Annotated in this window: 11 protein-coding genes; 8 read left to right on the top strand and 3 right to left on the bottom strand. The window is 69.9% G+C overall.

The annotated features are described in order from the left end of the window. Positions 1-85: 85 nt before the first annotated feature. The 3 genes from OVA30_RS02320 to OVA30_RS02310 all read right to left on the bottom strand — a co-directional run bounded on the left by OVA30_RS02320 (position 86) and on the right by OVA30_RS02310 (position 4,560). Positions 86-1,339, bottom strand: a complete 1,254-nt coding sequence (locus OVA30_RS02320) for an efflux RND transporter periplasmic adaptor subunit (RefSeq protein WP_015821866.1) — start codon at positions 1,337-1,339, stop codon at positions 86-88. A gap of 439 nt (positions 1,340-1,778) precedes the next feature. After that, complete coding sequence (lepA, locus tag OVA30_RS02315) at positions 1,779-3,584, bottom strand: translation elongation factor 4 (protein ID WP_012752292.1); 1,806 nt, start codon at positions 3,582-3,584, stop codon at positions 1,779-1,781. A 160-nt stretch (positions 3,585-3,744) separates the two neighbouring features. Continuing rightward, positions 3,745-4,560 carry a HugZ family pyridoxamine 5'-phosphate oxidase gene (locus OVA30_RS02310; protein WP_268174473.1) on the bottom strand — a complete coding sequence of 272 codons (816 nt, stop codon included), beginning with the start codon at positions 4,558-4,560 and terminating at the stop codon, positions 3,745-3,747. 397 nt (positions 4,561-4,957) lie between these two features. Between OVA30_RS02310 and OVA30_RS02305 the strand changes: the two genes are divergently transcribed. The 8 genes from OVA30_RS02305 (at position 4,958) to OVA30_RS02270 (ending at position 12,898) form a co-directional block, all read left to right on the top strand. Beyond that, on the top strand, positions 4,958-5,671 hold the full coding sequence (locus OVA30_RS02305; RefSeq protein WP_003606011.1) for a response regulator transcription factor: 714 nt from the start codon (positions 4,958-4,960) through the stop codon (positions 5,669-5,671). Between the two features lie 28 nt (positions 5,672-5,699). After that, a complete protein-coding gene (locus OVA30_RS02300) occupies positions 5,700-7,550 on the top strand; it encodes a sensor histidine kinase (protein ID WP_015821863.1) in 1,851 nt (616 codons plus the stop codon). Then, entirely contained in the window at positions 7,547-8,086 is a 540-nt protein-coding gene (locus tag OVA30_RS02295; protein ID WP_268174472.1) for an HPr kinase/phosphorylase, read from the top strand. The genes OVA30_RS02300 and OVA30_RS02295 overlap by 4 nt, the downstream gene beginning before the upstream one ends. Before the next feature lie 125 nt (positions 8,087-8,211). Beyond that, positions 8,212-8,613: a PTS sugar transporter subunit IIA gene (locus OVA30_RS02290; protein ID WP_003606016.1), complete on the top strand. Its 402-nt coding sequence runs from the start codon at positions 8,212-8,214 to the stop codon at positions 8,611-8,613. A 149-nt stretch (positions 8,614-8,762) separates the two neighbouring features. Next, on the top strand, positions 8,763-9,086 hold the full coding sequence (locus tag OVA30_RS02285) for an HPr family phosphocarrier protein (RefSeq protein WP_003606019.1): 324 nt from the start codon (positions 8,763-8,765) through the stop codon (positions 9,084-9,086). 514 nt (positions 9,087-9,600) lie between these two features. Further along, positions 9,601-10,695, top strand: coding sequence for a glycosyltransferase family 4 protein (locus OVA30_RS02280; RefSeq protein ID WP_268174471.1), 1,095 nt, complete (start codon positions 9,601-9,603; stop codon positions 10,693-10,695). A 4-nt stretch (positions 10,696-10,699) separates the two neighbouring features. Further along, on the top strand, positions 10,700-11,788 hold the full coding sequence (locus OVA30_RS02275) for a glycosyltransferase (RefSeq protein WP_268174470.1): 1,089 nt from the start codon (positions 10,700-10,702) through the stop codon (positions 11,786-11,788). 60 nt (positions 11,789-11,848) lie between these two features. Then, positions 11,849-12,898 carry a glycosyltransferase gene (locus OVA30_RS02270; protein WP_268174469.1) on the top strand — a complete coding sequence of 350 codons (1,050 nt, stop codon included), beginning with the start codon at positions 11,849-11,851 and terminating at the stop codon, positions 12,896-12,898. Positions 12,899-12,973: the final 75 nt, after the last annotated feature.

The raw sequence follows: 12,973 nt of genomic DNA, 5'->3' as shown, positions 1-12,973 counted from the left end.
GGTTCCAACCTCGCGCCGTCGGGCGCGGCCGGGGACGGCCCCGGCTCGGAATGCTTGTTTTCGCGGGAAGCGGTGGGCCGGGCTCTCAGCCGGGCTGGTCGGTCATGCCGTCGATGAACAGGGCGCCCTTCGAGATCACCCGCTCGCCGAGCGCGAGCCCTTCCGTGACCTCGATGTCGTTGCCGTCGAGGAAGCCGGTCTTGACCGCGCGGCTCTCGACGGCGTTGCCGGCGCCGAGCACCCAGACTCGCGCCTTGTCGCCCTCGAAGATCACCGATTGGCGCGGCACGGCGCGGGAGACGGTCTCGCGCTCGTTGATGATGTGGACGCTGGCATACATCTCGGGCTTCAAGAGCCCCTTGGGATTGTCGACCTCGGCGCGCACGACGATGCGGCGCGTGGCGGGATCGACCGAGGCGCCGATGTAGTTGATCCGGCTCTCGAAGGTCTGGTTCGGGTAGGCGAGCACCCGGAAGCGGATGCGCTCGCCGAGATCGACCTTGGCCGCGTCGGTCTCGCGCAACTGCGCGACGATCCAGACACGACCGAGATCACCGATGAGGTAGGAGGGGTCGGAGCCGCCGGTGTTGATGTACTGGCCCGGGCCGATCTTGCGCTGGATCACGGTGCCGGAGAGCGGCGCGTTGATCGTCGTCTCGGGGTTGATTGCGCCCTTGGTCTGGAGCGCCTTCATGTCGTCGTCGGCGAGCCCGAGGATGCGCAGGCGGTTGCGCACCGCCTCCAGGCCGACCTCCGCCGTCTTGGCGTCGTTCTGCGCCGTCGTGAGGTCGTTCTGCGCGGTCTGCAATTCCTTCAGCGTGGTCACGCGGGAATCGTAGAGGTCGTGCAGGCGCTTCTCGGTGTTGGTGGCGTAGGAGAGCTGCGAGCGCGTCTTGTTGAGCACGTTCAGCGCCGCGAGGAAGTCGTTCTGCGCCTGGACCATCTCGTTGGCCTGGAGCGAGAACAGCTTGTCGCCCTGCCTCACCCGCTCGCCGGAGCGGGCGAAGATGGTGATGACCCGGCCGGCATAGGGCGAGAAGACGGGCGTCGCGCGGTACTCGTCGACGCTGATCTTCCCCTCGGTGGCGATGTCCTCGTAGAACAGCCGCTGCTCGACCGCCACGGTGGTGACGGTGGCAAGCTGGCTCTCGGTGAGCACGAAGCGCCCCGGTGCGGTGGCCGTCACGGCGGCCGGCATCGGCACGGCGGCATCGACTTCCTTCGGGCGGCCGTACCAGAGGGCGGCCGCCGCGCCTGCCCCCAGCACGCACGCAACGAGAAGTTGCGTGCGCAGCCGCATCCTATGCGGCGTCAGGTTGTCGTCGTGCGCCCCGCCCATCGTCGTCCCGTTCCGCTTCGACCCAGCGCCTCGATGTCACGACGGGCGCGCTGCGCGCCGGTTGATTCGGCTTTCGCTTGCGCGCAACCGAAGCTCCCGAATTACGCCGTTACCGTGGCGGCTTGACCGGGGTATGACGGGATCGGTTTCTTACAAATGAAACAACAGCGCTGATTTTACGCGCGGGCGGGATTTTTTTCGATTGTTGCTCGTATGGCGTCCTCGCCGTGGCCGCGAGGCGGTGACGCGAACCCATCGCGTGACGTCTCCGGAGAGAGGGGCCCGGATCGTTTCGGCCCCGACTCGCGACGGCGAGGAAAGGGGACGAGCCCGTCATACCAAATCCGGTTGATCCCTTCGGGATGGCGGATTTGGGCTTCGCTCAAGCGCCGCGCGGGCTTGCTGATACGGTCCCCGCTTTGATCAAGCGGCGACCGTCTCAATCGTCCATCTTCAGCGCGGCGATGAAGGCCTCCTGCGGGATCTCCACGCGGCCGAACTGGCGCATGCGCTTCTTGCCTTCCTTCTGCTTGTCCAGAAGCTTGCGCTTGCGCGAGATGTCGCCGCCGTAGCACTTGGCGGTCACGTCCTTGGACAGCGCGCGGATGGTCTCGCGAGCGATGATCTTGCCGCCGATCGCCGCCTGGACCGGGATCTGGAAAAGGTGGCGCGGGATCAGGTCCTTGAGCTTCTCGCACATCGCCCGGCCGCGCGACTCGGCGCGGGTGCGGTGGACGAGCATCGAGAGCGCATCGACCGGCTCGGCGTTCACCAGGATCGACATCTTCACGAGGTCGCCCTCGCGGTAATCCGAGACGTGGTAGTCGAACGAAGCGTAGCCCTTCGAGATCGACTTCAGGCGGTCGTAGAAATCGAACACCACCTCGTTGAGCGGCAGGTCGTAGACGACCATGGCCCGCTTGCCGACGTAGTTCAGGTCGATCTGGATGCCTCGCCGGTCCTGGCACAGCTTCAGCACGCCGCCGAGATACTCGTCGGGCGTGAGGATGGTGGCGCGGATCCACGGCTCCTCGACCGTCTCGATCTTCATCGGATCGGGCATGTCGGCCGGGTTGTGCAACTCCTTGAGCTCGCCGTCGCGCATCAGCAGGCGGTAGACGACCGACGGCGCGGTCGAGATCAGGTCGAGGTTGAACTCGCGTTCCAGGCGCTCCTGGATGATCTCGAGGTGGAGCAGCCCGAGGAAGCCGCAGCGGAAGCCGAAGCCGAGGGCGGCCGAGGTTTCCATCTCGTAGGAGAAGCTGGCGTCGTTCAGGCGCAGCTTGCCCATGGCGCCACGGAGCGATTCGAAATCGGCGGCGTCCACGGGGAACAGGCCGCAGAACACGACCGCCTGAACCTCCTTGAAGCCCGCGAGCATCTGCGTGGTCTGACGCTTGTCCTCGGTGATGGTGTCGCCGACGCGGGTGTCGGCCACCTCCTTGATCGAGCCGGTGAAGAAGCCGACCTCGCCGGGGCCGAGTTCGCCGATATCGGCCATCTTCGGGCGGAACACACCGATGCGATCGACGCCGTAGGCGGCGTCCGCGCCCATCATGCGGATGGTCATGCCCTTCTTGAGCACGCCGTCGATGATGCGCACGAGCACGACGACGCCGAGATAGACGTCGTACCAGCTATCGACCAGCAGGGCCTTGAGCGGCGCCTCACGGTCACCCTTCGGCGCCGGCAGGCGCTTGACGATGGCTTCCAGCACCGCCTCGATGTTCAGGCCGGTCTTGGCCGAGATCGGCACGGCCTCGGAGGCGTCGAGGCCGATTACCTCCTCGATCTGCTCCTTGACCCGGTCCGGCTCGGCGGCCGGCAGATCGACCTTGTTGAGGACGGGCACGATCTCGTGGTTGGCATCGAGCGCCTGGTAGACGTTGGCCAGCGTCTGCGCCTCGACGCCCTGGGAGGCATCGACCACCAGCAGCGAGCCCTCGCAGGCGGCGAGCGAGCGCGACACCTCGTAGGCGAAATCGACGTGGCCGGGCGTGTCCATCAGGTTGAGGATGTAATCCTTGCCATCCTCCGCGCGGTATTCCAGTCGCACGGTCTGGGCCTTGATGGTGATGCCGCGCTCCTTCTCGATATCCATCGAGTCGAGCATCTGCTCGCTCATGTCGCGTAGCGCCACAGTGCCGGTCGTCTGAATCAGCCGGTCGGCGAGCGTCGACTTGCCATGGTCGATATGCGCGACGATCGAGAAGTTGCGGATGTTGTCGATGGTGCGGGTGGTCATCGGGGTCTCCGGCACGGCGGTCCCGTCGCGGGGCTGACGCGGCGCACGGCAGGTTTGTCGGGATTGTCCGGGGCGGAGATAGCAGCGGCGGGCACGCACGCCAAGGCGGGGGTGCGCCGCGCGCTTACCGTTGTTGGCGCCGCGTGCCTGCCGAACGAGTTCAGGTCGGCCCGTCGGGAGCGGGTGCGGCCTCGGCCGCGGAGCCGGCCCGCGCTGCGGCCGCCATCGCTACGAGGCTCTTGCGCAAGGTGCCCATGTCGCGCACCGGTTCGGGGTAGGGCACCCGTGCCGTGCGCTCGCCGGCCATCAGGTCGAGCCCCTCCGGGTCGAGCCCGGTGAGCCGCCAGCCGCTGCCGGGCTCGCCGGCGCCCGCGGCGTAGAGGGCAAGGGCGTCGGCGTGATCCGCGTTCATGTGCTCGACGGCGCCGCGCTCGCCCGCGACGATGGCCTCGGCGCCGGCCAGGTCGAGGAGCAGTTCCTGCGGCGTCAGGGTCGCCGCCTTGGCAAAGCCGCCGTTGAGGTGGCCGGCCGTGGGGGCGAGGGTGAAGAAGCCGAAATCGGGGAAGTCGGCGTAGAGCTTCGCCTTCGGGTGGCGGGCCAGGAAGCGCTCGCGGATCCGCGGCTCGTCGCAGCGCGCGGCGCGGCCCGTCACGGTCAGGCGCGGATGGGCCAGCGGATCGCCCTTGCCGCCCACCGAGAACAGCAGCGAGGCGCGCGGGTCGTGATCGAGGTTGCGCGTATGCGCTGAGAGACGCGAGAGCAGCATCACCGGCGTGCCGTCGCTGTCGGTGGCGAAGGTGACGAGGGAGGCAAAGGGGGTGCCGTCGGCCGCATCGATCGTGGCGAGCGCGCCCGATCGCACGCTGCGCAGAAGATGCCGGGCGAGCCCGATTGCGTCGAACGGGGCTTCCGAGGCGGGCAACGGTTCGGCCGGCCGGCGCCGTTCCCCCGCGGGCGGCATCGCATCGTTGGCCATGAAAGCATTCCTCCCCGGTTTCGGGTCGGAGCATAGCGCGGCCCGCGGTCGGTGCAGAAGGGTCCGCGGCACGGACGGGCGCGGCGCGTTGTCCGCCCTGCCGTCCGTCAAAGCTGTTTTGGCCGGCGGGCGCGGATGTCCACGACGCTCATCGTGCCGAGGGGGAGGGGATTGCCGAAGCCGTCCACGTAAAAACGCTCGTGCAGACCCCTTGTCCAAGCCGTCCGACACGGCCAAGCTTAGACTGCCGCTCGCTTTTTTCGAACGATGGTCGTAAAGGACGAGACCCTCCGCACGGCTGGCGGTCCCCGATTTGCGGGTACCGAGCCTCACCGTTGCGGGCCCCGCCAAGGACGCGCCAGGGGCGGCGCGCGCGCCGTCAAGTCAGGGAAACTGCATGCCCACGATCGCCCTCGTCGACGACGACCGCAACATCCTGACCTCCGTCTCGATCGCGCTGGAGACCGAGGGTTACCGCATCCAGACCTACACCGATGGCGCCTCGGCGCTGGACGGTCTGCGTCACTCCCCGCCCGATCTCGCCATCTTCGACATCAAGATGCCGCGCATGGACGGAATGGAGCTTCTCAGACGCCTGCGGCAGAAATCGGACCTTCCCGTGATCTTTCTCACCTCGAAGGACGAGGAGATCGACGAGCTGTTCGGGCTCAAGATGGGTGCGGACGACTTCATCCATAAGCCGTTCTCGCAGCGCCTGCTGGTCGAGCGGGTGAAGGCGGTGCTGCGCCGCTTCGCCCCGAAGGACGCCACGCCGGGGGCGGCTGCCCGCGAGGCCGACGCCGCCGCCCGCTCGCTCGAGCGCGGCCAACTGATGATGGACCCCGAGCGCCATACCTGCACCTGGAAGGGCGAGCCAGTGACCCTCACGGTCACCGAGTTCCTGATCCTCCAGGCGCTGGCCCAGCGCCCCGGCGTCGTGAAGAGCCGCAACGCCCTGATGGACGCGGCCTACGACGATCAGGTCTACGTCGATGACCGCACCATCGACAGCCACATCAAGCGGCTGCGCAAGAAGTTCAAGGTGACGGACCAGAGCTTCGACATGATCGAGACGCTCTACGGCGTCGGCTACCGGTTCAAGGAGGGTTGAGGCGATTCCCCCGCGGTCCCGTCCGTCGATGCTCGCCCCCCTGTCCCGCCAGCCCGATTCCGATGAGGTCCACGCCCGCCGCGGCGTCCTCGCGCGGCTCGTCGGCTCCCTCACCCGCCCGCCGCTGACCTGGCCGCGCGCCCTCTGGAACGCGGTCGGCCAGCGCGCCTCGTCGAGCCTGACGCGCCGCATCGTGGTGCTCAACCTCGTCGGGTTGATCGTCCTGCTGTTCGGCTTCCTCTACCTGAACCAGTTCCGCCAGGGGCTGATCCAGGCGCGGGTGCAGAGCCTGCTGATCCAGGGCGACATCATCGCCGGCGCCATCGCTGCCCAAGCCTCCGTCGACACCGACACGATCCGCGTCGATCCGGACAAGCTCCTGCAGCAGCAGGCCGGCGAGGGCCGGGAATTCGACGACGATCCCGCCTCGCTCGCCTTCTCGCTCAACCCCGAGAAGGTCGCGCCGCTCCTGCGCCGCCTCGTGACCCCGACGGGCAACCGCGCCCGGGTCTATGACAGCGAGGGGAGCCTGCTGTTCGACACCCGCACGCTCTACGCCCGCGGCGACATCGGCCGCAGCGAGACCGTGGTGAAGCCGCCCAAGCCCAACGTGCTGGAGCGGATCTGGGACTTCGTCGGCACCCGCATCCTCGGCCTCGTCGTCAGCGAGCGCTCGGCCCAGGAGGAGGCGGGCCCGCAGGACGGGCGCGCCTTCCGCGAGGTTCAGGCGGCGCTCAAGGGCTCGCGCGGCACGATCTCCCGGCGCAACGAGCGCGGCGAGACCATCGTCTCGGTGGCGGTGCCGATCCAGCGGGCGGGCTCAGTGCGCGGCGTGCTGATGGTCTCGACGCAAGGCGGCGACATCGACCGGGTGATCGCCTCCGAGCGCTTCGGCCTGCTCCAGGTGTTCCTCGTCGCGGCCGCCGTGATGCTGGTGCTGTCGATCCTGCTCGCGGGCGCCATCGCCGGGCCGGTGCGGCGCTTGGCCGATGCCGCCGAGCGGGTGCGCCGGGGCATCAAGTCGCGCCAGGAGATCCCGGATTTCACCAGCCGCACCGACGAGATCGGCCATCTCTCGGGCGCGCTGCGCGACATGACCCAGGCGCTCTATCGGCGGCTCGATGCCATCGAGAGCTTCGCGGCCGATGTCAGCCACGAGTTGAAGAACCCGCTGACTTCGCTCCGCAGCGCGGTCGAGACCCTGCCGCTGGCCAAGACCGACGAATCGCGCGGCCGGCTGATGCAGATCATCCAGCACGACGTGAAGCGCCTCGACCGGCTGATCTCCGACATCTCCGACGCCTCCCGCCTCGACGCGGAACTCGCCCGCGCGGAGGCGCGCCGGGTCGATCTCGGCAAGCTCCTGACCACCGTGACCTCGGTGGCCAACGAGCGGCGCCGCGCCAAGGCGGCGGTGATCCAGTTCGACATCGAGCGGCCGAGCGGCGAGATCGAGGACCCATTCCGCATCATCGGCCACGACAGCCGCCTCGGACAGGTCGTCAACAACCTGCTCGACAACGCCCGCTCGTTCTCCCCGCCCGGCGCCAAGGTGCGGGTGGCCCTGCGCCGCCTCAAGAACGAGGTCGAGTTCGTGGTCGAGGACGAGGGACCCGGCATCCCCGAGCACGCGCTGGAGCGGATCTTCGAGCGCTTCTACACCGACCGGCCGGAACAGGGCTTCGGCCAGAATTCCGGGCTCGGCCTGTCGATCTCGCGGCAGATCATCCAGGCCCATCACGGCTCGATCCGCGCGGAGAACCGCCCCGGCCCGGCCGACGAGGAGGGACACCCGACGGTGCGCGGCGCCCGCTTCATCGTGCGCCTGCCCGTGGCCCCCCGGGCCGACCGCTACCGCGACGACGACCTCGCCGCATGAGCGGGGAGGCTGCGCCGGAAAGCGAGCCGCCACAGGAGACGGTGCAAAACACGGTACAGGAAACGGTTCACGCGAGCTGCGTGCTCCTCGACGAGGCCGGCGTGCTGATCCGGGGGCCGTCCGGGGCGGGCAAGTCCGCACTCTGCCTCGCGCTTCTCGACCGTTTCTTCCTGGAAGGCCGCCATGCCCGCCTCGTCGGCGACGACCGCATCCGGCTGGAGGCGCATCACGGCCGCCTCGTCGCCCGGCCCCACCCGGCGCTCGCCGGCCTAATCGAGATCCGCGGTCTCGGCCTTCGCCGTCTGGCGGCACATGCACCGGCCGCGGTGCTGCGCCTCGTGGTCGATCTCGTGGCGGAGGCCGAGCGCCTTCCCGAGACCGCCGCGACCGCCATGCTCCTCGGTGTCGCGCTGCCCCGCCTCGCCCTTGAACCGCGCCATCCCCACGAATACCTGATCCGTGAGGCGCTTCGAGCCGGCGTGGCAATGCGGACGCACCCGGCGGCTCTTGTGCCCGGCGGCGCCCGCGATGTGTAGCGCGGCTGCCGCGGCCGTGTCATGGTGAGCCCGTTGTGTCGCGCAAAACGACGCGACCCGCTTGCGCTTCACCTTGCGCTGCACAAGATGGCGTCTCCGCTCACAGGGCGTTGGAACACGCTTCGATGATTGGAATGGTGCTCGTCACACACGGGCTGTTAGCGACCGAGTTCAAGGCCGCCCTGGAGCATGTCGTCGGCCCTCAAAAGCAGGTCGAGACGATTACGATCGGCCCGGAGGACGACATGGAGCTGCGCCGCGGCGACATCATGTCCGCCGTCGGTCGGGTCAACTCCGGTCAGGGCGTCGTGGTTCTCACGGACATGTTCGGCGGCACGCCGTCGAACCTCGCTTTGTCATGTATGAACGGCGGCCAGGTCGAGGTGGTCGCCGGGATCAATCTGCCGATGCTGATCAAGCTCGCCAGCGTGCGCGAGGCCGAGAGCCTGGGCGATGCCGTGCTCCACGCGCAGGAGGCGGGCCGCAAGTACATCAACGTTGCCTCGCGGGTTCTTGCGGGCAAGTAGCTTCTTGCGGGCAAGTAGCCCGGTCTCACTCCCGCACGGCCTTTTCTTCGCCCCGCTCCCGGCTTAACCACGTCGTCCCGCATCCGGAACGGCGCGCCGACGCGTCGCCGGTTCGCACCGAAGCGGCGGGGGAGGGAGTGCCAGGGGCGATGGGAGAGAGTGTGGACGGCGAGGTCGAGCCGCAGCCGGAGGTGCCCGAGGGTGGCCTCGTCCGGATCTTGCCGATCATCAACCGCCGCGGCCTGCATGCCCGCGCCTCGGCCAAGTTCGTGCAGACGGTGGAGCGCTTCTCCGCCGCCGTGACGGTGACCCGCGGCGGCGAGACCGTCGGTGGGCGCTCGATCATGGGCCTGCTGACGCTGGGGGCGGCCAAGGGCACCTCCATCGCCGTGGTCGCCGTCGGCGGCGACGCGGACGCCGCCCTCGACGCGATCGAGGCGCTGCTCGCCGACAAGTTCGGTGAGGACGAGTAGTCCTCGGCCGTTCCGTCTCGCGCGGCAGGGCGATTTTGGGCGCGACGGCACCGGTCATGCGCGCGGGCGATGGCGTCGCTCATCGCCTCGTATAGTTCGTGCCAGACCAGCAGCTCGCGCTGTCGCCGGTCGTGAAGTCCTTCATCAATCTGTTCCGATGCGCGGAGGCACGGCGCCGAAGGTTTGAGCGGACGTCCATGTAGAGCCTCCCGTCGCGGCACTGGCCATGATGTCGACGATAGGTCCCGGCATCGATCGTGCCGCGGGTCAGACCGTTCCCGCGCACAATTCACGTGCACGTTGCTGCGTGAACGAGGCTGTCGCGGCGCTTCGCGGCGTCACACACGCATCTGGGACGCGTTGGCGGCCTGCGTCACTTTTATTCCCCAAGCTCTCCATTTTCTGAAGGGTTCGTTCATCGGGCGTTCCTAGACGAACGGCGATGGTGTGGCCGGAAGCCTGGCCGTTGGACTCATCCCAGGGTCCCTTACGCCACCGACGTCGGACAATGCCCTTGAAGATCGCCGTCATCGCCCATCTCAAGTTCCCGATTGGACAGCCCTATCTGGGCGGCCTCGAGATGCACACGCATCACTTGGCCGGCGCGCTGCGCGCCAGGGGCCACCGGGTCACGCTTTTCGCCTCGGAGGGCTCCGATCCGGCGCTGGTGCCGAACCCCGTCTGCCCGCCGACCGGCGACGCCCTCGGCGATCCCGTCGCCTGCGAGCGGATCGAGCGCGCCGAACTCGCGGCCTACGAGCGGATCATGGAAGCGGTCGCGCGCGGCGGTTTCGACATCGTGCACAACAACAGCCTGCACGACCTGCCGCTGCGGGTGAGCCACACGCTCCCCGTGCCGATGACGACGGCGCTGCACACGCCGCCCTTCGAATCGCTGGCCGAGGGTGTGCGGGCGGCCAAGCCCGGCATGATCTTCGCCGCCGTCTCGCCGTCGCTGGCGCAGGAATGGCAGCCGCTGGTGCCGGATGCCCGCGTCATCGGCAACGGCATCGACCTCTCGACCTTCGCCTTCAGCACCAAGGCCGACCCGGCGGGCTACGTGTTCTGGAGCGGGCGGATCGTGCCGGAGAAGGGCACGCATCTGGCCATCGACGCGGCGCGCCGCGCCGGGATCCCCCTGCGCTTTGCCGGCCCGCAGCCGAACCCGCGCTACTGGAACGAGTGGATCGCCCCGCGTCTCGGAGCGGATGCGGCCTATGTCGGCCATCTCTCCCACCGGGAGCTGGCCCACCAGCTCGGCGGCGCGCGGGCGGCCATCGTCTCGCCGCGCTGGGAAGAGCCGTTCGGCCTCGTCGTCGCCGAGGCGCTGGCCTGCGGCACCCCGGTCGCCGCCTTCGGCCGCGGCGCGATCCCCGACATCGTCGATCGCTTCTCCGGCGCGCTTGCCCCCGCCGACGACGTGGCGGCCCTGGCCCGCGCGATCCAGCGCGCCGTCGGCCTCGACCGCCGCGCCTGCCGCCGCCGGGCCGAGACGCTCTACGACGCCCAGGTCATGACCGACGGCTACGAGGAGCTCTACCGCGAGGTCTTGGCGGGGGCGCCGGCCCAGAGCTCCCGCGCTGCCCTCTTCGAACGCCCGGCGGCCTGACACGATGCCCGCGACCTCCAGCCCGGCCGTCGTCTGCATCCCGGCCCGCAACGAGGCCGAGCGCCTGCCGCGCCTGCTGCGGGCACTCGCCGCACAGGAGGGGTTTTCGGCGGCTGCCCCCCTGAAGGTCGTGATCGTCAGCAACAACTGCACCGACGGAACGGTCGAGGCGGTGCATGCCCTCGAAAGCTCGGGTGCGCTCGATACCCTGGCGCTGCGTCTAATCGAGGCGACGTTCGCCCCGTCCGAGGCCCATGTCGGCAACGCACGCCGCCGCGCCCTCGATGCGGGCGCCGAGTGGTTGGAGAGCGAGGGCGCGCCGGACGGTGTACTGCTCACCACCGATGCCGATGCGCGGCTCGCCCCCGGCTGGGTCGCGGCGAACCTGCGCGCCCTGGAGAACGCCGAGATCGTCGGCGGCCGGCTCGTGATCGACGACGAAGAGGGGGCCGACCCCGCGCTCGCCACCTTCCACGCGCGGGTCGAGCGCTACTGGTCGAGTGTGCGCGCGCTCGAAGACGCCCTCGATCCGCCGCCCCATGACCCGGCGCCGCGCCACGGCGACCATACCGGCGGAAGTCTCGCGCTCCGGGCCTCGCTCTACCGCGCCGTCGGCGGTCTGCCGGCTCTGCCGCGCGGCGAGGACAACGCCCTGGTCGCCGCGGTCCAGCGGGCGGGCGGGCGCCTGCGCCACTGCCCCGCCGTGTCGGTGCTCGTCTCGGCTCGCACCGCCGGACGGGCCGAGGGTGGCATGGCGACCGAGATGCTGCGCCGTGCCCGCGTCGTGCGCGAGGGCGAGGCCTACCGGCTGCCGGTGGCCGCCCACTGGCAGCGGATCATCCTGCGCCGGGCCGCTTTGCGCCGCGCCTATCGCGAGGGCGCTGCGCCAGCCGCCCTGCACGCGCTCGGGCTCGACGCGGACGACCTCGCTGCCATCGACTTGACGGCCTGCCCCAACGACATCGCCTTCGTCGAGCGGGCCCATGCTCGCCTGGACGCGCGGGACGGTCCCGCGCCGGAATGCGGCCTCGACGAGGCGCTGGCAGCCCTCGAAAACCTCGCCGCGGCCTTGGGGCGCGATCAGGCGGCCTGAGAGCCGGCCTGTCGTCCCGGTGTTCTTGCCGCCTCGCGCCGCACGTTTCTCGGAGCCCGCATGACGCGTCCGGTCGGCTACTACGTCCACCATCAGGGCGCCGGTCACCTGCAGCGGGCGATCGCGCTGGCGCGGGCACTCGCGGCGTTCGGGCGGCCCTGCACGTTGATGGGCAGCTTTGCCGGCCTCGACATCTCCGGCGCGCCGGGCTCCGTCCTCGACCTGCCCGACGACCGCCTCGACCGGAGCTTCGACGGTCAGGACGGCGCGGGGCAGCGGCCCGAATGCTTCCATTACGTGCCGCTGAACCATCCGGGCATCCGCGCGCGGATGGGCCGGATCGCCGCCTGGGCGGCGGAGAACGACCCGGCGCTGATCGTCGTCGATGTCTCGGCCGAGGTGGCGCTGCTGGCCCGGCTCCTGTCGGTGCCGAGTCTCGTCGTGCGTCTGTCCGGCACCCGCACGGACCCGCCGCATCTGGAAGCATTCCGCGCCGCCTCGTGGCTGCTCGCCCCCTTTCCCGAAGCCCTCGACGGCGGGGATGTGCCGGCCTGGGTGCGTGAAAAGACCGTCTATGGCGGCTTCCTCGGGGGGGCTCCGGCCGGGGCGGTCTCCGAGGAGGATGGGCGCATCGTCGTGGTGTTCGGGCGTGGCGGCGAGGGCGGGCGTCTGGAGAGGCTCGTTCAGGCCGCTGACGCCGTCCCGGACCGGGCGTGGCACGTCCTCGGGCCGGTGACCGGCTCGGGCGCGGCTCCGAAAAACCTGCATCTCCACGGCTGGGTCACGGATGTGCGCCCGCATCTCGCCCCGGCCTCTCTCGTGATTGGGGGCGCGGGCGACGGGCTCGTCACCGCCGTGGCGGGTCTCGGCAAGCGCTTCCTGTGCCTGCCGGAGCCGCGCGCCTATGACGAGCAGGAGACCAAGGCGGCGGCACTGGAGCGGCTCGGCGCGGCCGTCGTCCAACGCGGCTGGCCGGACCCTGCGGCCTGGGCCCCCCTCGTCGCCCGCGGCCTCGCCCTCGATCCGGACGTGGTTCGGCGCCTCGCCGAGCCCGACGCGCTGGCGCGGACGGCCGCGGCTATCGAGACTCTGTGCCGGGATGCGGGCTGACGCGCGCTCAAGCCCATTGACCCCCGGACCGGCCTCGGCGCGTTTCACGAGCCACCTCCGGCGCGGGTCCGACGG

This window comes from Methylorubrum sp. SL192 (assembly GCF_026672325.1).
In the GTDB taxonomy this organism is placed as follows: Bacteria; Pseudomonadota; Alphaproteobacteria; order Rhizobiales; family Beijerinckiaceae; genus Methylobacterium; species Methylobacterium extorquens.
Note: the sequence above shows the minus strand (reverse complement) of the source record. Positions and strands in the feature narration are given on the sequence as shown.

Bases quoted from the DNA above. Each gene is read 5' to 3' on its own strand.
- OVA30_RS02320 (WP_015821866.1), bottom strand. From the start codon at position 1,339: ATGGGCGGGGCGCACGACGACAACCTGACGCCGCATAGGATGCGGCTG.
- lepA (WP_012752292.1), bottom strand. From the start codon at position 3,584: ATGACCACCCGCACCATCGACAACATCCGCAACTTCTCGATCGTCGCG.
- OVA30_RS02310 (WP_268174473.1), bottom strand. From the start codon at position 4,560: ATGGCCAACGATGCGATGCCGCCCGCGGGGGAACGGCGCCGGCCGGCC.
- OVA30_RS02305 (WP_003606011.1), top strand. From the start codon at position 4,958: ATGCCCACGATCGCCCTCGTCGACGACGACCGCAACATCCTGACCTCC.
- OVA30_RS02300 (WP_015821863.1), top strand. From the start codon at position 5,700: ATGCTCGCCCCCCTGTCCCGCCAGCCCGATTCCGATGAGGTCCACGCC.
- OVA30_RS02295 (WP_268174472.1), top strand. From the start codon at position 7,547: ATGAGCGGGGAGGCTGCGCCGGAAAGCGAGCCGCCACAGGAGACGGTG.
- OVA30_RS02290 (WP_003606016.1), top strand. From the start codon at position 8,212: ATGATTGGAATGGTGCTCGTCACACACGGGCTGTTAGCGACCGAGTTC.
- OVA30_RS02285 (WP_003606019.1), top strand. From the start codon at position 8,763: ATGGGAGAGAGTGTGGACGGCGAGGTCGAGCCGCAGCCGGAGGTGCCC.
- OVA30_RS02275 (WP_268174470.1), top strand. From the start codon at position 10,700: ATGCCCGCGACCTCCAGCCCGGCCGTCGTCTGCATCCCGGCCCGCAAC.
- OVA30_RS02270 (WP_268174469.1), top strand. From the start codon at position 11,849: ATGACGCGTCCGGTCGGCTACTACGTCCACCATCAGGGCGCCGGTCAC.